This is a genomic window from Streptomyces sp. NPDC048392, assembly GCF_043200575.1.
Lineage (GTDB): Bacteria > Actinomycetota > Actinomycetes > Streptomycetales > Streptomycetaceae > Streptomyces.
This window is the reverse complement of sequence record NZ_JBICYB010000016.1, coordinates 140,134-162,421: the sequence shown is the minus strand read 5'-3', so window position 1 is coordinate 162,421 and position 22,288 is coordinate 140,134. Positions and strand designations below refer to the sequence as shown.

Genomic DNA, 22,288 nt, shown 5'->3' with positions numbered 1-22,288 from the left:
CGGGCGGAAGTCGTCCGTGACGGCATCCTGCCCGCTACACTCCCACCGCTCCACGTTCCCTCAGGTCAAGCCACGAAGTACTGCTGGAGTACTAGCCGTCCGGTACGGAGTCGCCGCTGGTGGTCACGAGTCGGATGTCGGCTCACGAGGGACCCACGGCGGTGGGGCTTCCCAGAGTGGATAGACGCGGAGTTTTTCTGGGCCGCTCCTGCCCTTGTTCACGCGGATCTCGCGGACGAGCTTAGACACGAGCTCGCGCCGGTCGGCCTGCCCTGCGGCCAAGTAGATCTTGCGGGCCGTGAGGAGGTCCCCCTGGGGCGGACGGGGCTGCTGCACCGGAACTTCCTTCAACTTGGTGTGCAGTTCGGTCTGTTCCCGGATCAGGGCTTGCCTCTGGGTGTCCAACTCGGTGCGCTTGCGGCGGGCCGAGTCTTCTGACACCAGCTCCGCGAGGACGGCGTCGGTCAGCTTGTCGTCGTTGGTGCGGAGGCCTTGCAGCTGGCTCTGGACATCCTCAAGGCGGCGCAAGAGGGCCTGGTCGCCGTCGTTCTGCGTCCTGAGCGCGGCCGTCCTTGCCGCGAGCGCCTCAGCCTCTCGCTCGCTCATCTGCGCCTCGCGGTCGAGCCACTCGAGGAACCACTTCTCCGCGACGGCCAGAGATACGTAAGTGCCCTTGGCGGGGCAGGACTTCGAGTCGATGTGATTGGCACAGCGGAATGTCACGTCGAGAGGGTTGGGGAGACCGTCGACGAGTGGGCGGCGGTACTTCTTGTTGCGCAGGGCGGTCTGCATCCGGCCGCCGCAGCCCGAGCAGCGGAGGTGGCGGGAGAGCGAGTAGCGGGGTCGGTTCGAGAAGAAACTCTGGCCGCTCTGGGCCATGCGGCGCTTGGCGTAGGCGTCCCAGATGCGCTCGCACTCGGCCGGGTCGTCGATGACCGCGTCGTGGGCGCCGCCGTAGTACAGGAACGCCGTGACGTCGCGCTGCCGGTTCACCCGCTTCCTCTTTGTGGTGCCGTCGTCGTTCGTGACGACCTGGTGGGACAGCTCGGGTATGAGGTAGCGGACGTAGCCGAGACCGAAGCCGCTGTCGAGGACGGCGTGGAGGTCGCCGGAGGCGAAGGGCTTGCCGGTGAAGGTCCTGATGCCCCGTCGATTGAGGTCAGCCACCAACTTGCGGACTGAGATGCCGGCGGCGTAGTCGCGGTAGAGCTGGGCCAACACGGGGCCGGTCACCGGGTCGACCCTCAGGATCCCGTTGCGGCACTTTGGGCACGTCTCCAGCTTCTTGCCGAACTCCCACTTGGGGCAGGTCTCGCAGCGGTAGTACCCGAACCGGCCGCGGTTGGAGTGGGGGAGCCCCTTGTTCCGCCGGCGCTCGAAGGTGTCGCGCCAGGAATCGGCCTTCTGGTTCGACTCCAGCTCGGCGATGTTCAGCATCTGGGCGATGGCGAAGCGGCCGATGGTGGTCTTGCCGTCGAAGTCCTCCTTGGCGGCCCGTACTTCGACGCCGTAGTCCATGAGCGCGTCGAGGTGCTGGAGGGACTCGCGGAGGTTGCGTCCGAAGCGGGACCAGATCCACAAGATGAGCACGTCAAACTGCTTGTCGAGCGCCATCTGTTTGATCTCTTCGATCCGGCGCTCTTCGAACTGACGGCCCGACTCGCCGAGGTCCATGATGGGGTCGGCGATGACGTCGATGTTCTCCGACCTGGCGAGGGCCAGGGCGTGGCCGACCTGGAGTTCGGGACTGATCATGTCGTCACGGGCCTTTGAGACCCGGACGTAGATCAGGCCGCGCTTGCGGCGGTCGGCAGATGCGGGCTGCATCTCCAAGGGGCGCAGCCGGAGTGGTGCGGTTGTCACGGTGGTGCTCACAATCGCGCAGAGTAGGTCGCTCTTTTCCGGCCGACCTTTGTCACGATTGCCGCACTTGTGGTGCTTGAGTGCCGTGTGAAGGCTAGGCAGCGAGGCAGTAGTGCCTTCGCGTTGCGACGAACATCGCGCCGCCGCCGGAGACGCGGCGCACGACCTCGACGCCGTGCCGGGCTGCACCCTCGGCGTCCACCTCGTTGCGCAGCGACTGGAAACTGCCGATGATCACCGCTGGGGCGCCCCACTCCCAGACCCGCAGTGTCGGCGGGCGCCGGCCCGCGGCGACCTCGGCCGTCAGCACCTCGTCGAGCGCCATGTGCAGAGCGGGGGACTGCGGCCCCTCGTGGATCAACTGCCAGTCGTAGTCCGTCCAGTCCGTGGCGTGCGCGAGGGCGCGTCGTACGGCGATGCCGACGCCCTCCGAGGTCAGCCCGTACATCACCGTGCCCTCGGGCAGGGCCGCGTCGATCCGTGCGGCCAGCCCCGCCGCGTCCGTGTCCGCCGGGGCGCCCTCGAGCGCACGGTTCACGGCGTCCAGCGCCTCGTCGGGTTCCAGGAAGAAGTCGCCCGCCACGCGCACGTGCCGCAGCGCACCCCTCTCGGCCTCCACGTCCACGACGACCAGCTTGCCGCCGGGGATCTTGTATTCACCGTGCACCGTTTCGCCTCCGTTTCGCCTCCGGAGACAACAGGGCGCCCGGCCGGTGTGTTCCCGCCCGGCGCCGGTCCGGGCGGTCACCCGCTCCGGCCCCCCGCACCGCGACCGGCGTACCACCACCGCCGCCGCGCCGCCGCGGCGGCACGGCGGCACGGCGGCACGGCGGCACGGCGGCACGGCGGCACGGCGGCACGGCCGCACGGCGGCACGGCCGCACGGGCGGCCGTGGTGCGCCGCGGTCGTCTCCGCTCGGGACCCGGGGCGCGAGGTGGTGCGCCGCGGTCGTCTCGCGCCCCGGTTCGGCACGCCCCGGGTCGCCTCCTACTCCCGGGCCGGAAACCAGAGCCCGTCGCCCCCGGCCGGCCCGGGATCGCGGACGGCACCGCCACCGCCCGACGCGGCCGCCCGGCGAGCGCGCGCCGACGCGGGCCGGATGCTCGCCGCAGCCGCAGCCGCAGCCGCAGCCGCAGCCGCAGCCGCAGCCGCAGCCGCAGCCGCAGCCGCAGCCGCCGTCGGCGGCCGCGTGCTCCGGCGTCATCGGCCGAGGCGCGCCGCCGCTGCTCAGGCGGCTGAGCCCCACTCGCCGGGGAAGTCGTCGTCCTCAGCCGCGCGCTGGTGTGCAGCCTTCTCGCGGGCGCGCAGGACGGCCCAGACGAAGGCGGCGGTGCAGGCGAGATACCAGGGTGAGGGCCAGCAGTAGGCCCACCAGTCGGCCCGCGGTGCGAGAAGCAGCTGTGTCGCGGCGGTGGTCATGCCGCCCGCCAGGCTCCAGCAGAGTAGGCGTCCGGCGTATCGGACGGCGCGGGTGAGCCGGCGCGCGGGGGAGTGATGACGGGTGGAGGGAGAGCAGGGCGCGCGTCTTCCGGTTGGGTCCATCGGGGAAAAGGCCTTCACAGCAGGGGCGGGTGCCGCGGGCTGGGGGACCACGCATGCGGGACGGAGAAAGTGTGCATGGCGCGAGGAAGACGACGCAGCAGGGACTCGTGTACACCGCACCCATCTGAGACAACTTCCCTGCTCGGCGGTCTCCCCTCGTGGCCAGCGAGGAGGCCCGCCGCGTGCCACTCGACAGGCCGTCAGGCAGGTCTGAACCTGGCCGAAGAAGACGGTCGCGGTCTGGGAATGACCGCGGAGTACGCCCAGTCGAAGAGTTCCGGTCAAGGTGATCTTGGAAACCGGTCACGGAGCCGTCGATTCCACCATCGGCTCCTCTCGGTTCGAGTGCATAAGTTCCCCTTTGCCCGTTCGAAGCGGTGGGGCTGGTTCCGGCCCGTATACACAGGACGTTCGTGGGGATGTCGCGCGGGACTGTGTGCCTCCTGTGACATCTTGGGTGGCCCTGATGACCGCTGGGGTCGCCGACTTGGCAAGCGTCCGCATCCCGGTGCCGACCAACGCGCTGACAGAGGTGGCCGGGTGCTCCTCTCCCCCTCCTGGAGACGTCCCGGCCCCGGGTGCGGACGCCGATGCGTGGCTGCGTCAGGTGTGGAGACGGGCCTCGACCATGCTCAGGGTCTCGGGGCCGGAAAGGCCGGCCTGCCGTGCGAGGTGGACGAAGTGCCGGCAGGCGTCGACGGCGAGCGCGCGATCGGGGGCAGCGGCGCTGACGACCGCACCCCGGCCGGGCCGCATCTCGATGAGTCTCTCCTCCTTGAGAATCTGGTAGCCCCGGAGCACGGTGTGCATGTTGATGTCGAGAGCCTTGGCCAGGGCTCGGGCGGCAGGGAGGCGCTGGCCCTTGCGCAGGGTGCCCTCGGCGACCGCGCGGCGCACGCTCGCGGCGACCTGCTCGCCGAGGCTGACCGGGGAGGTGTGATCGATTCGGACCAGCATGTCACCGGGGTCCGTGATCTTGATCGAGCATCTGACCGATGAGGACCGCGGCGGTTTCGGCGTCGTCGACGGTGATGACGAACCGGGTCTTGTCGGTACAGGTGATCCAGAGGGCGTCGCCCTCACGCAGTGAGACGGCGCTGAGACCCGCGTTCCAGCGGTACCCCCATCCGCCGATCTCGGTGGGGCGGGTCCATCGGGCTGTGGCGCTCTCGATCCGGCCGAGAGGGAATCGTCGGCGCAGGAAAGGGAGCAACACCGAACTCGCGGTCACACCGCTCGGGGAGACCGTGACCGTGACGGCTCCGGTGGCCAGGAAGGCGGCGGGAATGATCAGCAGCCAGAGTGCCAGGGGCCGGTGCGCACCGACGAGGACGGCGACGACGAGTAGGCCGACCGTGGTAACCGCGCCGGTCGCGAGCATCCAGCCGGATGTGACGGAGCGGTGCCAGACGGCGACGGTGCCGCGCGGCGAAGGGCGGTTCACGCCCGCCTCCGCCCGACCAGCCAAGCCGCGCCTCCTGCGGCGAGGCCGACGACGACGGCGACGGCGAGCTGGTACGGGGGGAGTTGGGCCGTCCCGTCCTGGAGGGCCGTGCTGGCCTGCATCACCACCACGAAGAGGTAGGTGGTCGCGGCCGACAGACCCCAGGAGAAGGCGGCCACCGAGCCTCCTGCCCGAGGGCCTCTGATCGAAAGGAGCGCTGCGATGGAACCGGCGGCTTCGGTTCCGAATATCAGTAGATACAGGCCAATTGCGACTCCCGGAGAGCGGAATCCGTCGGCCGTCCCGTCCAGCGTGAAATGGGTGGCGATCTCGTCCGCGAAGGAGCCCTTGAAGAGCAGGAAGGCCCCGCCGGTGACGGCCGCTCCCACGACGTAGGGGGTGACCGTCGACACCGTATGGCGTCCGAGTCCGGTGCGGGGTGCTTCTCTGGTCGTCATGTGCGCCTCGTCCCTTCTGTGCGCCTTGCAGGCGATCCGATTGTTCGGCTGCGACTAGAACATTGCCAGGGGTGTTCCCGGATTCCCACGTGTGATGTGCAACGGCCGGAGAACGGCTCGATCCCGTGGTTCGGCGGCTCGCCGCCCCAGAAATCGATAGCGCTTTCGGGTGTCGTTGTTAGCGTGTTGGCGTCCGTGATCGCGGTATCGCGGGCAGTGACCATTCATCTATGACGGGGAGTCACCCATGCACAGACGCACGAGTGTTGCCGTGGCCGGCGTTGCCGTGCTCGCACTGAGCGGCATCGCTGTCCAAGGGGCCATGGCCAGCCCCACGGCACCCCGGACACACTCCGCGGCGACCGCCGCAACCCCTGCCGAGGCCACCGCGGAGGGCCGTGCGCTCTTCGCCGGCCTGACCTTTGCTCAGGGCGGTGTGGCAAAGGAACTCGCCGACTCCGGCAAGTTCGTCGACGTGGCCGCCCTGCGCAAGGAGAACAGCACGGCGGAGCAGAGGAGGGCGGCGGCGGCTCTCCTCGACAAGATCCAGAAGGAGCGGCCGCGGTTCTTCGGCAGCTTCGCGGGCAAGCTCCGCTCCGGCGACCCGAACAAGGTCCGAAGCGGCATCGACGAGGCCCGGGACATCATGAAGTCGCTGGCCGCGAAGGCCGAGGGCCCGGATGCCGGGCAGGGCGTGGGCCAGTGCGCGACCGTTGTCCTCGCCGTCAACGTGCTCGTCGCCGTGAACCTCGGTGGCGCCGTCAACGTCTCCGTCGCCGTCAACCTCCAGGCCGCGGCCAACGTGGCCAACGAGGTCAACTTCTGGTTCTCGCCCCCGAGCGGCGGAGACCAGCTCTCCAAGGACGAACAGGTTGCCGAGCTGACCACGGTTCTGGCCGCCTGAGGCGCTTCGGTGCGGGTGACGGGCCTCTCCAAGGCGCCTGGAGGGGCCCGTCACCCCCGGGAGGACTCTTCACAGCTGTGTCCGCCGGCCGTCAATCCCCTTGGAAATCCAGGATCATGCGCATATCCCGCAGACTTCGGATCAGTCCCGCCCGGCCCGCCCGCCGTGTCCCCGTCCCGCGCCTCTGGATCACCGCGCTCGCCGTGGGCTGGACCGTCGTGGCCCTGTACGTGGCGCAGAGTTTCCTTCCTCACAACGTCATCTCCCTGCCCGGCCAGGACGGTGCCCGAAGCGCGGCCACGGTCGTCGCACCACAGGGATGGGCCTTCTTCACCAAGTCGGCCACCGACCCCCAGTACGCGCCGTACCGCTTCCTGGACGGACGGTGGGAGAGTGCCTCGCTGACCCCCCACTCCCGGGCGCGCAACGCCTTCGGGTTCGACCGCGCCTCCCGGTCCCAGGGAATCGAGATCGCGCTGCTCCTGCACGAGGAGGGCATCGAGTGGACGAGGTGCGACACGTCCGCGCCGTTGGGCGAATGCCTTGGACGTGCGGCTGATCAGACGATCACCCTGACCAACTCCTCACCCTCGCCCACCCTGTGCGGGCGCGCCGCGGTGGCGGAGATGCACCCGGCCCCCTGGGCATGGCGTCACCTCTCCCCGGACCAGCACACTCCGAAGCGCGTAGCCGTCTGGGATGTGAAGTGCCCATGAGTGAGAAGACGATTCCGCTGCCGTGGACCAACGTCTACGGACTCGCCCGCACACTGGTCGCCCTCGGTACCGCCGGCACCCTCGCCGCCTCGAGTGCCGAGGCCCTGTTCCGTCCCGTGGCCACGGTCGGGGTCTACCCCCTGTGCGACTCGACCACCTCTGCCAGCCTGTTCTGCCTGGCCCCGGACAACTACTCGCACCTCACCTGGCTCAAGTGGGGCTGTGTCGCGGCCCTTCTGATCGTCGCGTCCGGATGGCGCCCGCGGTTCACCGCACTTCCACACGCCTACATCAACTACAGCGTCTTCGCCGGTATCGCCATCGTCGACGGCGGGGACCAGATCGCGCTGATCCTCTCGGTACTGCTGACGCTGCCGGCTCTCGGGGACCGTCGCCGGTGGCACTGGCAACCGGACCACGACCGGACGACCGACACGACGGCCGGTCGTGCGCTCGCAGTGGTCGGCGTCAGCGCGCTCGCCGTCCTCCGCCTGCAGATGGTCGTCGTCTACCTTCAGGCGGTCGTCGCCAAGCTCCCGCACCAGGAATGGCAGAACGGCACAGCGATGTGGTACTGGGGGAACAACCTGGAGTTCGGACCCGCGTCCTGGCTCGACACCTTGATCGCACCCGTCATCTCCACCCCGCTCGGCGTGGCGCTGATGACGTGGGTGCCGCTGGTGATCGAAGGGTCTCTCGCGGTCTGCCTCCTTCTGCCTCAGCGGTTGCGCTGGTGGGCCATGGGCGCGGGCATCGCCTTCCATCTGGCCATCGCTCTGACGATGGGGCTGTGGAGTTTCGCCCTGGCCATGTCCGGAGGCATCGTCGTGCTGTGTCTGCCCCTCGGCTCGACGATCCACGTCTCGACCACGCAGAGGCCGCACCCGGACGACGCCGGGCCGGACGACGCCGGGCCGGGCACCGTCCCGGAGCCGAAGGCCGAGCCGGGGTCCGCGCCGATGCCTCAGGCTCAGCCGCGGTAGGGACCGCTGGACGCGGGGCGGGGGCCGTACCCGTACAGCTCCCGCCCGGGCCGGTCTTCGCACCCTCCCTCGCCGGGCGCTCCCTCGCCCCCTGCGAACGCCGTCGTGGCCCAGCGGTGCGACCGGCTCGGCCTGGCGGGCGTTGAGCTGGAGAGGATGGCAGCCGACGATCTCGGAGGTGAGGGCGCGGCGGCTCGGGCGGTGGGTCCAGGACGGCGGTGACGGTGGCGGAGGAGCGCCGCACGAGTGCGGTCCGGGGGCGGGGGGCGTTCCACGTGGCCGAAAGGGCACCACGGACGTGGAGGAAGTCCGCGTCGGGCGGGCGGGGGAGGGGATGGCGCGGGCGTAGAACTGGGCAACGGGGAAGAGCGCGGTCACGCCGATCACCGCGCGGTGGTCCCGCCGACGGCCCCCCTCTTCGGCGCCCGGTCCGTAAGCGACGGTCCGCCGGCGCCCCCGAGGCGCCCACTTCACGCCGCAGGCGGGCAAGAAGGGTCGCAGGGCGATCGATAACCTCCTGAGGGAATCCCCCTGAGGGAAACCTCCTGAAAGAGCGGGAGAACGAGACGCCCAGCACCCACTCCCGGATTCTCCCCAGGTCCCGTCCCGAGCGCCCATCACCCGGGCCGCTACCCATGAACAGCGAGGTGAGAGGCCCTATGTTCACGACCCGACCGACCCTCCAGGGCACCTTCGGCATGGTGTCCTCGACCCACTGGCTGGCCTCGCAGTCGGCCATGGCGGTGCTGGAGGCCGGGGGCAACGCCTACGACGCCGCCGTGGCCGGAGCCTTCGTGCTGCACGTAGTCGAGCCGCACCTCAACGGGCCCGCCGGAGAGGTGCCGATCCTGCTCGCGCCGGCGGGCGGCGAGGTGCGGGTGCTGTGCGGGCAGGGTGTGGCCCCTGCCGGGGCGACGGTCGCGCACTACAAGGGGCTCGGCCTGCGCCTCGTCCCCGGCACCGGACCGCTCGCCGCCGCCGTGCCCGGCGCCGTCGACGCCTGGCTGCTCCTGCTGCGCGACCACGGCACCAAGTCGCTGGCCGAGGTGCTGAAGTACGCCGTCGGCTACGCGGAACACGGTCACGCGCCCGTGGAACGCGTCACGGAGACCGTCGAGACCGTCCGGGGACTGTTCGAGACGGAGTGGACGTCCTCCGCCGAGGTCTACCTGCGGGGCGGACGGCCGCCCCGCCCCGGCGAGCTGCTGCGCAACCCCGCCCTCGCCACGACCTGGAAACGGCTGCTCGCCGAGGCTTCCGGCGCGGGGGAGCGGGAGGCGGAGATCGACGCGGCGCGGGAGATCTGGCGCTCCGGGTTCATCGCCGAGGCCCTCGTGCGGCAGGCCGGGCGGCCCACCATGGACACCAGCGGCGAACGCCACACCGGCACCCTGACCGCCGCCGACCTCGCGGGCTGGTCGGCCCACTACGAGGCGCCCGCGACGTACGACTGGAACGGCTGGACCCTCTGCAAGGCCGGCCCGTGGAGCCAGGGCCCCGTCCTGCTCCAGCAGCTGGCTCTCCTGCCGCCCGAACTGCCCGCCTACGGCTCCGCCGACTACGTCCACCTGCTGATCGAGGGCTGCAAGCTCGCCATGGCCGACCGGGAGGCCTGGTACGGCGACGCCTACGGCGCGGACGAGGTGCCACTCGACGATCTGCTGTCGCCGCGGTACAACACGGCGCGACGGCAACTCGTCGGCGACAAGGCGTCCTTCGAACTGCGGCCCGGCACTCCTGGCGGGCGCACCCCGCGGCTCAGCGCGCACGCCCTCGTCGCGGCCGTGGAGGGGGAGGGCCTCGACGCGCCGGGGGCGGGCGAGCCGACGGTCGCCAAGAGCCCCACGTCCCCGGTGCCCGGCGAACCGGACATCGCCGCCGACGGGGGCACCCGCGGCGACACCTGTCACCTCGACGTCGTGGACCGCTGGGGCAACATGGTCTCGGCCACGCCCAGTGGCGGCTGGCTCCAGTCCAACCCCGTCGTGCCCGAACTGGGCTTCCCGCTCGGCACCCGGCTCCAGATGACCTGGCTGGAGGAGGGCCTGCCCAACACGCTCACACCGGGCCGCCGCCCGCGCACCACCCTCACGCCGTCCATGGCCCTGCGCGAGGGAGTGCCGGTCATGGCCTTCGGCACCCCCGGCGGCGACCAGCAGGACCAGTGGCAGACGCACTTCTTCCTGGCGGTCGCGCTCCGTGCACGGGTGCGCGGCGGTCTCGACCTCCAGGGTGCCGTCGACGCCCCCAACTGGCACAACGACAGCTTCCCCGGTTCCTTCTTCCCGCGCGGCATGCGGGCGGGCGCCGTCACCGTGGAGTCCCGCATGCCGGCGGAGGTCGTCGAGGAGCTGCGGCGCCGCGGACACGACGTGACGGTGGGCGGGGCGTGGTCGGAGGGCCGGCTGTGCGCCGTCGCGCGGGACCCGGAGACGGGCGTGCTGTCGGCGGCGGCGAACCCGCGCGGCATGCAGGGGTACGCGGTCGGCCGCTGACACCCGCTCCGGGTGTTCGTGCCGATTCCACCCGGAGTGCACCACCCGGGCGGGCATTGTCAGCGGCGCGTGCTCTCATGGAAGCATGATCGAGGACAACGAAACCATCGACGAGTTTCTCGCGCGGCACACCGACGAGGTGGAGGAGGCCGTCCGCAAGGCGGCCGCCCAGGAGATCATGCCGCGCCGGCGTCGGCTCGCGGCACACGAGGTCGACCAGAAGTCAGGCCCGCACGACCTGGTGACGGACGCCGACCGCAAGGCCGAGCTGTACCTCACGGAGGTCCTGGCCGACCTGCTGCCGGGCTCGGTCGTGGTCGGCGAGGAGGCGGTGCACGCCAACCCCGCGTCATACGGGGCGCTACGCGGCGAGGCGCCGGTGTGGATCATCGATCCGGTCGACGGGACGCGGCAGTTCGTGCGCGGCGAGGCGGGCTTCTGCACGCTGGTCGCGCTCGCGCGGCACGGAGTCGTGCACGCCTCCTGGACCTACGCCCCGGTCGACGACCGGTTCGCCACGGCCGTACGGGGACGGGGCGCCTTCCTGGACGGCGAGCGGCTGTACGCCGGACCGCCCGAGCCCGGCCGCGACCTGCGGGTCGCCACGTCCCACCCGGACTACACGACGGACGAGCAGAAGCGCGACCTGCTGGCCCTGCGCACCCCCGGTGTGGCACCCCGCCCCTGCGGCTCGGCGGGCCTGGAGTACCTGGCGGTCGCCCGCGGCGAGTCCGACGCCACGGCCTTCTCCTGGGAGGCCGCCTGGGACCATGCCGCGGGGCTCCTCCTGGTCGAGGAGGCGGGCGGCATCCACCTGACCCGCACGGGCGAGCCCTTCCGCATCACCGGTGACAATGCCCTGCCCTTCACCGCCGCCCGCGACGCGGCCACGGCGCGCCGGGTGGTGGCACTGCTGTCGGGCGGAGCCTGATCTCCACCGGCCGCCGCGGGCGGGCCCCGCGACCGCGCGGCGCCGGACCCCGGGCATATCCTGATCCCCAGTGGCCATCGGCTGACGAAGGGGTCCGAAGGTGCCGTCGATGCTCGATGCGGTCGTAGTAGGTGCGGGGCCGAACGGGCTGACCGCTGCCGTGGAGCTGGCCCGCCGCGGCTTCTCGGTCGCCGTGTTCGAAGCACAGGGCACCGTGGGCGGCGGGGCCCGCACGGAGGAGCTGACCCTGCCGGGCTTCCGGCACGACCCCTGCTCCGCCGCACACCCGCTGGGCATCAACTCGCCCGCCTTCCGCGGCCTGCCCCTGGAGCGGTACGGCCTCGAGTGGCTGCACGCCGCACTTCCCATGGCCCATCCCTTCCCCGACGGCTCGGCCGCCGTGCTGTCCCGGTCGGTCGGCGAGACGGCCGCCTCCTTCGGAGCGCGCGACGCGGGCGCGTACCGCAGGCTGGTCGAGCGCTTCCTGCCCAGGTGGGACACCCTGGTCCGCGACTTCATGTCGCTGCCGCTCACCGCGCTGCCGCGCGACCCGGTCACCCTCGCCCGGTTCGGCCTGGTCGGCCTGCCGCCGTCGACGTGGCTGATGCGCCGTTTCCGAGACGACCGGGCCAAGACGCTCTTCGCCGGGCTCGTCGCGCACGTCATGGCCCCGCTCGGCGGCTTCGCCACCGGCGCCATAGGCCTGGTCTTCGCCCTGGCCGCGCACGCACGCGGCTGGCCCGTGGCCCGCGGCGGCTCCCAGGCCGTCTCCGACGCCCTCACCGCCTACCTCAAGGACCTGGGCGGCACCGTCCACACCGACTACGAGATCAAGCGCCTCGACGACCTGCCGCCCGCGCGCGCGTACGTCTTCGACACCTCGCCCACGGCCCTGGCCCGCATCGCCGGCCTCGGCAGCCACTACGCGAACTACCGGTACGGCCCCGGCGTCTTCAAGATCGACTACGCCCTGGACGGCCCCGTCCCGTGGACGGCCGAGGAACCCCGCGGCGCGGGCACCGTGCAGATCGGCGCCGACAGCGCGGAGATCGGCGCCGCCCTGGACGCGGCCTCCGGCACGGACCGCGCGCCCGAGCGGCCGTTCCTCATCACCGTGCAGCCGAGTGTCGCCGACCCCACCCGCGCACCGGAGGGCAAGCACGTCTTCTGGGCGTACGGCCACGTGCCCAACGGCTGGACCGGCGACCTCACCGACGCCATCGAACGCCAACTGGAGCGCTTCGCCCCCGGCTTCCGCGACCGCGTCCTCGCCCGCGCCACCGCCGGACCGCCCGAACTCGCCGCCCGCAACGCCAACTACGTCGGCGGCGACATCTCCTCCGGCGCGGTCTCCGGCCTCCAGCTCCTGCTGCGCCCGAAGCTGTCCCTGTTCCCGTACTCGACCCCGCACCCGGCGGTCTTCATCTGCTCGTCGGCCACGCCGCCGGGCCCCGGCGTGCACGGCATGTCGGGACACAACGCGGCGAAGGCCGTCTGGCGCAGGCTGCGTCAGACCTGACCCCGGAAGGCCACCGGGCCGAGCGAGAAGCGGCCATGGTCCCCTCACCCTCGTCCCGGGCGGCATCACCCGGGAGAGCGCCGACGCGATCGTCAACGCGGCCAACTCCTCCCTCCCCGGCGGAGCCGGCGTCGACGGCGCCGTCCACCGGCGCGGCGGCCCCGCGATCCAGGCGGACTGCCGCAAGCTCGGGACGGGGCACCCGGGCAAGGGCCGCCCCACCGGTCGTGCGGCCGCCACCACCGCGGGCGACCTGGACACACGCTGAGTGATCCACACGGCCGGCCCGGTGCACCGCACCACCGAGGACCGCTCCGGCCTCCTCACCTCCTGCTACCGCGCCCACCGGTCCGGGTGGCGGAGGCGCACCGGGCCGCCACCGGCGCGGGGCCGCCGGCCGTCGGCCACGACCGCGTTCCCCTCGACCGCTGGCGCACCGCACCGTCGAGTGGGCTCCGAGGCCTCCACGACGACGGAGCGCCGACCCCTTCCCGGGGGTACGTCAGCGGGTGCTCCACTTCTGGTCGTCCTGGCCGTCGCACTCCCAGAGCTGGAGCCTGGCACCGTTGCCGGTCTTCCCGTCGACGACGTCCACGCACTTGTTGGCCTGCACGTTGACCAGGTCACGGGGGCCGGCCAGGATGAACTGCTGTGCCGGATTGCCGCTGCACACCGCCACCTGGACCACCGTTCCGTTGGCCGTGCCGCCCCAGGCCGCGTCCATGCACAGGCCCATCGACCGGATCGTGCCGTCGGACCGGAAGTCCCACCTCTGCCAGTTGTCGCCGTTGCAGTCCGCGATCTGCAGCGGCGCACCGTCCCTCCACTTGTGGCCCGTCACCTCGATGCAGCGGTCCGAGGCGTGGCCGTAGATGGTCGTGCCGGGAGCGACGGTCTCCGGGGCCGCGACGCGCGGCTCCTCCTTGTCGCCCCCGTCCGACGTCTCCTTCGCGGATTTCCTGGGCGCCGGTGCCTCTTCGCCGCCGTCACCTCCGCCCCCGTCGGCCTTCGGCTCCTGCGCGACCGGCTGCCGGGTCCGCGGCTGCTCGACGGGCGCGGACCCGGCGGTGCTGGGCAGGGTCTCGGGGGTGGTGCCGGGGCCGGGGGCGAGTGCGGCGCCCGCCTGCTGGGTCTGCTCGGTGGCGCTGGTGCGGACCTGCGGCTTGTAGGCGATCCAGATCATCACGAACGCGATGGTCAACGCCACCGCGATGCCGAGGAACGTCGCCAGCCAGCGGGGCAGGAAGCCGCGCTGCACGTAGGTGCCCTCGACCTCGGCCGGATCGACCCCCGACCGCCGCACCGCCAGCCGGTACGGCCGCTCCTCCTTCGACCCGAACCAGATGATCTGCCGCGGCTTCAGCGTGGTCTCCACGAAGGCCGCACGACCCGGCTCGATCTGCACGTTCGACGGCCGGATCTCGTACGACAGGTGGTCGCCGGTGTCACTGCCCGCGACCGACGCCGTGACCCTCGTGTTGCCGAGGTTGTCCACCGCCAGCCGCGGCCGCCCCCGGAAGCGACCCTTCACCGTCGGCGGCACCAGCTCGGCCCGCACCTCGGTGAACGGCGTGATCGTGAGGTTCCCCTCCGGAACCGTCACCGCGTCCGGATGCTCCGTCGGCGTGATCCGCACCGCATACGGATGCGGACCCGCCACCGCGTCAGGGGTACGCGGCGGAGCGAACGTCAGCTCCACCGTGCCCGTCGTCCCCGGATACAACCGCAGGGTCTGCGGCTCGACCGTCGTCCAGGGAGCCACCTCCCCGACCGGCTCGAACCGGTACTCATCCACCACGTCACCGGTGTTACGCACCCTCAGGCGCACACGCGTACTGCTGCCGGGGTCCACCGTCGCGGACGCGGGCTCCAGGGAAGTCCACAGGCTCACGGGAAGACGTTACGTGGTGACCGAGCCCCCGTCAGGAGCCCTGGGGGCAATCATGGGTGCCCCCGGGGCCCCGGGTCACGTGACCGGCCGCCCTGGAGACGGCCCTGCCCACCAGGAACAAACAAAGTCCGACGGGATAATTGCTTCGGTTCTGTTCGAGTTCTAGGGTGACCCTGATCCAGTAGTCACCGCGCCACCGGCAGTTGAGTCCCGCCCCACCGCCAACTGTCGTCGAGGCACCGTGTGTTGAGCCGCCCCCGAAGCCCACGGAAGGCCACGGTCATGCCGCACTCGCCCGTGTCACCCGCCCAGTTCCCGCCCCGCCAGGCCGTCAGCCGCCGCCGCCTCCTGGAGGGCGGGGCCGCCGTCCTCGGCGCGCTCGCCCTCTCCGCGTCGCCCGTCGCCGCGCACGCCACCGGCCGGAGAGCGGCGGCCGACGAGCCCCCGGAGTGGAACGACTTCGGTGTCTTCCGGCTCGGCACCGAACCGCCGCACGCCACGCTCACGCCGTACGCCGACATCAAGCAGGCCCTCGCCGGCGACCGCGCCCGCTCGCCCTACCGGCTGAGCCTGGACGGCACCTGGAAGTTCGCCTACGCCGACCGCCCCGAGGACCGGGACGCCGACTTCCACCGCACCGACCTGGACGACGGGGACTGGGAGACCGTCCCGGTCCCGTCCGTGTGGCAGCTGAACGGCCACGACTTCCCGATCTACGTGAACATCACCTACCCGTACTGGGGCCCCAACGGTCTCGGCGAGGAACCGCAGCCGCCCGCCGCGCCGACCCGCTACAACCCGGTCGGCCAGTACCGGCGGACCTTCACCGTCCCCCGCGACTGGAAGGGCCGCCGCACCTTCCTCCACTTCGAGGGCGTCAAGTCCGCGCACTACGTGTGGATCAACGGCGAACTGGCCGGCTACGACGAGGACTCCTTCACCCCGTCCGAGTACGACGTCACCGATCACCTCAGGCCGGGTACCAACCAGATCGCCGTCGAGGTGTACCGCTACTCCGACGGCGACTGGATGGAGGACCAGGACATGATCCGGCTGAGCGGCATCTTCCGCTCGGTCCACCTCTACTCCACCCCGGCCGTGCACCTGCGCGACTTCAAGCTGGACACTCCGCTCGACGACACCCGCACCGGCGCCGAACTGGCCGTCACCGCGAGCGTGCGGGCCTACGGCGAGGGCGGCACGGGGCGCTACACCGTCGAGACCCAGCTGTACGACGAGCGCGGCCACGCCGTCTGGTCCCGGCCGCTGAAGCAGCCGGTCGACGTCGGCGAGGCCCGCACGGGTGAGGACGTCACCGTACGGGGCGCGAAGGCCGTACCGAAGCCAAGGCTATGGTCCGCCGAACACCCCAACCTCTACACGGCCGTACTGCGCCTGCGGGACCCCGCCGGCAAGGTGACGGAGACACTGTCCCACCGGGTCGGCTTCCGCGAGTTCGCACTCGAGGACGGGCTGATGCGGATCAACGGCGAGCCGGTGTCCCTGCGCGGCACCAACCGCCACGAGATGCACCCGTCCCGCGGCACCGCGCTCACCCGCGAGGACATGGTGGAGGACATCAAGATCATCAAGCGGATGAACATGAACAGCGTCCGCACCTCGCACTACCCCAACAACCCGTACTGGCTGGAGCTGGCCGACGAGTACGGCCTCTACCTCGTCGACGAGACGAACCTCGAAACCCACGGCATCCGCGGCGAGTACCCCGGCGACCACCCCGAATGGACCGCCGCCTGCGTGGCCCGCGTCCAGAACATGGTGCACCGGGACAAGAACCACGCCTCGGTCGTCATCTGGTCCCTCGGCAACGAGGCGGGCGGCGGCTCCACCTTCACCGCCATGCACGACTGGATCCGCTCCTACGACGAAACCCGCGTCATCCAGTACGAGGGCGACGACCGTCCCGGCATCAGCGACATCCGTTCGGCAATGTACGACAGCCCGCAGCGCGTCGAGCAGCGCGCGCAGGACACCTCCGACACCCGGCCGTACGTCATGATCGAGTACGCCCACTCGATGGGCAACTCCACCGGGAACTTCAAGAAGTACTGGGACGTCGTGCGCGCCCACGACGTGCTGCAGGGCGGCTGGATCTGGGACTTCGCGGACCAGTCCATCCACACGCCCGTCCCCGCCCGCACCCTGCTCACCGAGGCCGGACCGGCCGGGCTGCGCGGCGAGATCCTCGCCACCCGCGGCACCCTCGACCGGGACGAGGGCCTGTCCGGCATCACCGTCTTCGAGCGCGACGACAGCCTCGACCTCACCGGTTCGCTCACCCTGGAGGCCTGGGTCACCCCGCACGTGACGGGCTACCACCAGCCGATCGTCGCCAAGGGCGACACCCAGTACGCGCTGAAGCAGAACGGCCGGACCCTGGAGTTCTTCATCCACTCCGAGGGGCAGTGGATCACCGCGAACTGGGCCCTGCCCGACGACTGGACCGGCCGGGAGCACCATCTCGCGGGCGTCTTCGACGCGGACGCCGGGACGCTGACCCTCTACGTCGACGGCACGGTACGGGCCACCCGCACCACCGACCGGCGCCCCAGCAGCAACACCGCACCCCTCGCGCTCGCCGGCGACGCCGACAACCAGGTACGGGAGTTCAGTGGCACCGTCCGCCGCGCCCGCGTCTACGCCCGCGCCCTCGGCGCCGCCGAACTGGCCTCCGACGGCCGCGGCCCCGGCGACGACGGCGCGCGGTTCTGGTTCGACGCGGCCACCGTGAAGAGCGAGCAGAAGCGGCCCGGGGACAAGACGTTCCTCGCCTACGGCGGCGACTGGGGCGACCACCCCAACGACGGTGCCTTCGCCGCGGACGGCATCATCACCGCCGACCGCCGTCACACCGGCAAGGCCGCCGAGGTCAAGCGCGTCTACCAGGCGATCAACGCCGCCCGCACCCCCGGTGGCGGGCCGGGCGCGGTCACTCTGACCAACGAGTACCTGTTCACCCACCTCCGCGAGTTCGACGGCCGCTGGGAACTCGTCGCCGACGGCAGGACCGTACGGCGCGGGAAGCTGACCCGGGACCAGCTGGACGTGGCACCGCGCTCGGAGAAGGACATCACCGTCCCCGTGCGTCTGCCTCACGACCCGGAACCGGGCACCGAGTACTTCCTCGAACTCTCCTTCACCACCAAGGAGTCCACCCCCTGGGCGAAGGCGGGCTTCGAGGTGGCCCGGCAGCAGCTGCCCGTCAGGACGGGCGCACCCGCCCCGGTCCCGGCACGCCTGGACAGCGTCCCGGCCCTGCGCCACAAGGAGCGCGACAGCGACGTCAGGATCACCGGCAGGGGATTCTCGGTCACCGTCGACAAGCGGACCGGCACCATCACCTCCTACGAGGCGAAGGGCACCCGGCTGATCACCGCCGGGCCCGTGCCCAACTTCTGGCGCGCGCCCACCGACAACGACAAGGGCAACGGCCAGCACACCCGCAACCAGACCTGGCGCGACGCGGGCGCCCGCCGGACGGTCACGGACGTCGCCGTGCGCGCGCTCGGCGACCGGGCCGTCGAGATCAAGGTCACCGGCACGCTGCCCACCACGGCCGAGTCGGCGTACACCACCACGTACACGGTGTTCGGCAACGCCGAGGTCAGGGTCGACAACACGCTGCACCCGGGCGCCGCGGACCTGCCCTACATCCCCGAGGTCGGCACGATGCTGTTCCTGCCGCGCCACCTGGACCGCCTGCACTGGTACGGGCGCGGCCCCGAGGAGAACCACTGGGACCGCAACGACGGCACCGACGTCGGCCTCTACTCAGGCACCGTCGCCGAGCAGTGGACCCCCTACATCCGCCCCCAGGAGAACGGGAACAAGACGGACGTCCGCTGGATCGCCCTCACCGACCGCCACGGCGTGGGCCTGCTCGCCGCCGGCGAGCCCCTGCTGGAGGCCAACGCCTCGTACTTCACGCCGGAGGACCTGTCGGCCGGCGTACGGCACGACTACCAGCTGACGCCGAGGGACGAGGTCGTCCTGCGCCTGAACCACCGTCAGATGGGCGTCGGCGGCGACAACAGCTGGGGCGCCCACACACACGACGAGTTCAAGCTCCTCGCCGACCGGAACTACGCGTACACCTACCGGCTGCGCCCGCTCACCGACGTCCGCGACGCGATGCGGGCCTCGCGGCGGCCCACGGCGACCGAGTAGCCGGGGTCGGGCCGGGAGCCCGGGGTAACCGGGCTCCCATGGGTGACATTCTGGTCGGGGCATGCTCGTGGACGGACCGGCGACTCCTCGCGAGCGGCTGGTATCCGCGCGGGCGCAAGGACGCCGAGGGGCGGCTGCGGCACTACGCGTCGCGGCTGCCCGTCGTGGAAGTGGACGCCGGGTACTACGCGTTGCCGAGCCGCCGCAACAGCGAGCTGTGGGTGGAGCGCACTCCCGACGGCTTCCGCTTCGACGTCAAGGCCTTCTCCCTGCTGACCGGTCACCCCACACGCGCGGAGGCGCTCCCCGCCGACCTGCGCGGGTCCGGCCCCGGGCGGACCGGGCGCGGGCAGGCGGGTGAGGGGCTGCTGGACGAGGTGTGGGGGAGGTTCGCCGAGGCGGTCGAGCCGCTACGGAAGGCCGGGCGGCTGGGCACCGTGCTGTTCCAGTTCCCGCCGTGGTTCGCACCCGGCTCCCGGGCGGAGGCCGCCCTGGAGGCGTGCGTCCGGCGGACGGAAGGCTGGCCGATCGCGGTGGAGTTCCGGCATCCGGGCTGGTGGGAGACGGAACGGGCGGACACCACCCACGCCCTGCTCGCCGCCCTTGAGGCTTCGGCCGTCGGCACCGACATGGCCCAGGGACTGCCCGGTTCCCTGCCGCCCGTCGCGCCGGTCACCCGTCCAGCCCTCGCCGTCGTCCGGTTGCACGGTCGCAGCCGGGCGTGGGGGAGGGGCAGCAAGGAGGACCGCTTCCGGTACGACTACGACGTGGGCGAACTCGCCGCCCGGGTGCCCCGCCTGCGGCGCGCCGCCCGGCTGTCGGACGAACTGCACGTGCTGTTCAACAACTGCTGCGCGGATGCCGCGGTACGCGCGGCCGAAACGATGCGGCGGCTGCTCACCGAGCCGCGTCGCTGATCCCCAGCCGCAGATGCTCCACGTGGTACACGGCCTGGTCGAGCAGTTCGGCGACATGGTGGTCGTGCAGGGCGTACACCACCGAACGGCCCCGGCGCTCGCCGACCACCAGGCCCAGGTTGCGCAGCAGCCGCAGCTGGTGCGAGCAGGCCGACTGCTCCATGCCGACCTCCGCCGCCAACTCCGTGGCGGGCAGCGGGCCTTCGCGCAGCCGGGCGAGGATCAGCAGCCGGGACGGGGTGGACAGGGCCTGGAGGGTGGTGGCGACCTTCGCGGCGTTGTCCGCGTCCAGGCGCACCCGCTCGGCGGCGTTCTGCGCGGTGGTGGCGGCTCCGTGACCCATGCGGTCATCCTACGCACCCCGTCACGGCCCATGAACGGACGAACGACCGAAAGAATGAATGGGTCTTCATGTGTTCCTGTATGGTGTGCGGCGTGTCCACCACCCTCGCCCCCGTCCCACGGGCCGCGCCGTCCGCCGCGCCGCCGCCCCGTCGCCGCACCCGCGTCCTCGCCCTCGCCGAGGCCCGCTGGGCGCTCGCCGCCCTCCTGGCGTTCCTGGCGGCCCTGCCCCTCGACCTCGGCGGCGCCCCCGCCTGGACGTACGGCCCGCTGTACGCGGCCGCCTACGCCGCCGGCGGGTGGGAGCCCGCTCTCGAAGGCCTGCGGGCGCTGCGCGAGAAGACCCTGGACGTCGATCTGCTGATGATCGTCGCGGCACTGGGCGCCGCCTCCGTCGGACAGGTCCTCGACGGCGGCCTGCTGATCGTCATCTTCGCCACCTCGGGCGCCCTTGAGGCCCTGGCCACCGCCCGCACCGCCGACTCCGTGCGCGGCCTGCTCGACCTCGCGCCCACCACCGCGGCCCGCGTGCGCGAGGACGACGAGGACCGCGAGGAGACCGTCCCGACCGCCGACCTCGCCGTGGGCGACCTGATCCTGGTCCGGCCGGGGGAGCGGATCGGCGCCGACGGCAGGGTCGCCGAAGGAGCCGGGGAGGTCGACCAGGCCACCATCACCGGCGAGTCCGTGCCCGCCCTCAAGCGCCCCGGCGACGACGTCTTCGCCGGCACCCTCAACGGCACCGGCGCCCTGCGCGTCCGCGTCGGCCGCGACCCGGCCGACTCCGTCATCGCCCGGATCGTCACCCTGGTCGAGGAGGCGTCCCGCACCAAGGCGCCGACCCAGCTGTTCGTCGAGAAGATCGAACAGCGCTACTCGGTCGGCGTGGTCGTCGCCACCCTCGCGGTCTTCGGTGTCCCGTTCGCCTTCGGCGCGGACCTCACGGACGCCCTGCTGCGCGCCATGACCTTCATGATCGTCGCCTCGCCGTGCGCGGTCGTCCTCGCGACGATGCCGCCCCTGCTCTCCGCCATCGCCAACGCCGGCCGGCACGGTGTGCTGGTCAAGTCGGCGGTCGCCATGGAACGCCTCGGCGAGATCGACACCGCCGCCCTCGACAAGACCGGCACCCTCACCGAAGGCACCCCCGAGGTGACCGCCGTACGCCCGCTGCCCGGCCCCGGCCTCGACGAGGACGCCCTCCTCGCCCTCGCCGCGGCGGCCGAGCACCCCAGCGAACACCCGCTGGCCCGCGCGATCGTGAACGCCGCTCGCGGCCGTGACCTGCGGCTCGCCGCCGCACAGGACTTCACCGCGGCCCCGGGGCGCGGAGTCACGGCGCTCGTCGACGGCCACCGCGTGCACGTCGGCCGCGCGGAGACGCCCGAGGGCGCCGAGACCACCGTCCGGGTCACCCGCGACGGCACCCTCCTCGGCACCCTCGCCCTCACCGACCGTCTCCGCGCCGACGCCGCCCCGGCCGTCGCCGCGCTCACCGCCCTCACCGGCACCGCCCCCGCCCTGCTCACCGGCGACCACGCGGCCGCCGCCGCCCGCGTGGCCGACGCCACCGGCATCACCGAGGTCCGCGCCGGCCTGCTGCCCGAGGGCAAGGTCGAGGCCGTACGGGAACAGGAGCGGGCCGGCCGCAAGGTGCTCTTCGTCGGCGACGGCGTCAACGACGCGCCGGCGCTGGCCGCCGCGCACGCCGGCCTCGCCATGGGCCGGGCCGGTTCGGACCTGGCCCTGGAGACGGCCGACGCGGTCGTCGTACGCGACGAGCTGACGGCCGTACCCGCCGTCGTACGCCTCTCCCGGCGCGCACGCCGGCTGGTGCTCCAGAACCTGGCCGTCGCCGGTACCTTCATCACCGTCCTCGTCCTGTGGGACCTGATCGGGCACCTTCCGCTGCCGCTCGGCGTCGCGGGCCACGAGGGCTCGACCGTACTGGTCGGCCTCAACGGCCTGCGGCTGCTGCGCGAGTCGGCCTGGCGGCCGGAGCGATCCCCAGCAGCCCGGGAAGCGTGACGTCCATGTCGGATTCCCGCCAGCCCCGGCCCCGCCGACGGGCCATCCTGGACCCATGCAGACGGG

The 22,288-nt window shown here is 72.0% G+C and carries 16 protein-coding genes and 2 pseudogenes; 10 read left to right on the top strand and 8 right to left on the bottom strand.

Annotation, left to right across the window (positions count from 1 at the left end; genetic code table 11):
* Nucleotides 1-123: 123 nt before the first annotated feature.
* The 6 genes and pseudogenes from ACGFYH_RS22315 to ACGFYH_RS22290 form a co-directional block, all read right to left on the bottom strand.
* Nucleotides 124-1,875, bottom strand: coding sequence for a recombinase family protein (locus ACGFYH_RS22315; protein WP_393804897.1), 1,752 nt, complete (start codon nt 1,873-1,875; stop codon nt 124-126).
* A gap of 115 nt (nt 1,876-1,990) precedes the next feature.
* A pseudogene (locus ACGFYH_RS22310) lies at nt 1,991-2,530 on the bottom strand (biotin/lipoate A/B protein ligase family protein); the annotation flags it as partial.
* Nucleotides 2,531-3,091: 561 nt separating this feature from the next.
* Nucleotides 3,092-3,283, bottom strand: coding sequence for a hypothetical protein (locus ACGFYH_RS22305; protein WP_393804896.1), 192 nt, complete (start codon nt 3,281-3,283; stop codon nt 3,092-3,094).
* 726 nt (nt 3,284-4,009) lie between these two features.
* Entirely contained in the window at nt 4,010-4,363 is a 354-nt protein-coding gene (locus ACGFYH_RS22300; RefSeq protein ID WP_393804895.1) for a GntR family transcriptional regulator, read from the bottom strand.
* A gap of 1 nt (nt 4,364) precedes the next feature.
* Nucleotides 4,365-4,850, bottom strand: a complete 486-nt coding sequence (locus ACGFYH_RS22295; protein WP_393804894.1) for a hypothetical protein — start codon at nt 4,848-4,850, stop codon at nt 4,365-4,367.
* Complete coding sequence (locus ACGFYH_RS22290; RefSeq protein WP_393804893.1) at nt 4,847-5,308, bottom strand: hypothetical protein; 462 nt, start codon at nt 5,306-5,308, stop codon at nt 4,847-4,849. Before ACGFYH_RS22290 ends, ACGFYH_RS22295 begins: the two co-directional genes overlap by 4 nt.
* A 322-nt stretch (nt 5,309-5,630) precedes the next feature.
* On the opposite strand from ACGFYH_RS22290, the gene ACGFYH_RS22285 reads away from it, so the two are divergent.
* The 7 genes and pseudogenes from ACGFYH_RS22285 to ACGFYH_RS22255 all read left to right on the top strand — a co-directional run.
* Nucleotides 5,631-6,212 (top strand): hypothetical protein, encoded by a 582-nt coding sequence (locus tag ACGFYH_RS22285; RefSeq protein WP_393804892.1) that lies wholly within the window; start codon nt 5,631-5,633, stop codon nt 6,210-6,212.
* A gap of 116 nt (nt 6,213-6,328) precedes the next feature.
* A complete protein-coding gene (locus ACGFYH_RS22280; protein ID WP_393804891.1) occupies nt 6,329-6,928 on the top strand; it encodes an SdpA family antimicrobial peptide system protein in 600 nt (199 codons plus the stop codon).
* Entirely contained in the window at nt 6,925-7,911 is a 987-nt protein-coding gene (locus tag ACGFYH_RS22275) for a sporulation-delaying protein SdpB family protein (RefSeq protein WP_393804890.1), read from the top strand. The genes ACGFYH_RS22280 and ACGFYH_RS22275 overlap by 4 nt, the downstream gene beginning before the upstream one ends.
* A 659-nt stretch (nt 7,912-8,570) precedes the next feature.
* A complete protein-coding gene (locus ACGFYH_RS22270) occupies nt 8,571-10,406 on the top strand; it encodes a gamma-glutamyltransferase family protein (protein WP_393804889.1) in 1,836 nt (611 codons plus the stop codon).
* Nucleotides 10,407-10,491: 85 nt separating this feature from the next.
* Nucleotides 10,492-11,337, top strand: a complete 846-nt coding sequence (locus tag ACGFYH_RS22265) for an inositol monophosphatase family protein (RefSeq protein ID WP_393804888.1) — start codon at nt 10,492-10,494, stop codon at nt 11,335-11,337.
* 109 nt (nt 11,338-11,446) lie between these two features.
* Complete coding sequence (locus ACGFYH_RS22260) at nt 11,447-12,856, top strand: phytoene desaturase family protein (protein ID WP_393804887.1); 1,410 nt, start codon at nt 11,447-11,449, stop codon at nt 12,854-12,856.
* A 64-nt stretch (nt 12,857-12,920) separates the two neighbouring features.
* Nucleotides 12,921-13,196 (top strand): annotated as a pseudogene (locus ACGFYH_RS22255) (macro domain-containing protein); the annotation flags it as partial.
* A gap of 162 nt (nt 13,197-13,358) precedes the next feature.
* On the opposite strand, the gene ACGFYH_RS22250 reads toward ACGFYH_RS22255, so the two are convergent.
* Entirely contained in the window at nt 13,359-14,747 is a 1,389-nt protein-coding gene (locus ACGFYH_RS22250) for a ricin-type beta-trefoil lectin domain protein (RefSeq protein WP_393804886.1), read from the bottom strand.
* Between the two features lie 282 nt (nt 14,748-15,029).
* On the opposite strand from ACGFYH_RS22250, the gene ACGFYH_RS22245 reads away from it, so the two are divergent.
* On the top strand, nt 15,030-18,935 hold the full coding sequence (locus tag ACGFYH_RS22245; RefSeq protein WP_393804885.1) for a glycoside hydrolase family 2 TIM barrel-domain containing protein: 3,906 nt from the start codon (nt 15,030-15,032) through the stop codon (nt 18,933-18,935).
* A 38-nt stretch (nt 18,936-18,973) separates the two neighbouring features.
* Complete coding sequence (locus ACGFYH_RS22240; RefSeq protein WP_393804884.1) at nt 18,974-19,852, top strand: DUF72 domain-containing protein; 879 nt, start codon at nt 18,974-18,976, stop codon at nt 19,850-19,852.
* On the opposite strand, the gene ACGFYH_RS22235 is transcribed toward ACGFYH_RS22240, so the two are convergent.
* On the bottom strand, nt 19,833-20,195 hold the full coding sequence (locus tag ACGFYH_RS22235; protein ID WP_393804883.1) for an ArsR/SmtB family transcription factor: 363 nt from the start codon (nt 20,193-20,195) through the stop codon (nt 19,833-19,835). The two genes, ACGFYH_RS22240 and ACGFYH_RS22235, sit on opposite strands and share 20 nt — an antisense overlap.
* 80 nt (nt 20,196-20,275) lie before the next feature.
* On the opposite strand from ACGFYH_RS22235, the gene ACGFYH_RS22230 reads away from it, so the two are divergent.
* Entirely contained in the window at nt 20,276-22,222 is a 1,947-nt protein-coding gene (locus tag ACGFYH_RS22230) for a heavy metal translocating P-type ATPase (RefSeq protein WP_393804882.1), read from the top strand.
* The last annotated feature ends 66 nt before the right edge of the window (nt 22,223-22,288 follow it).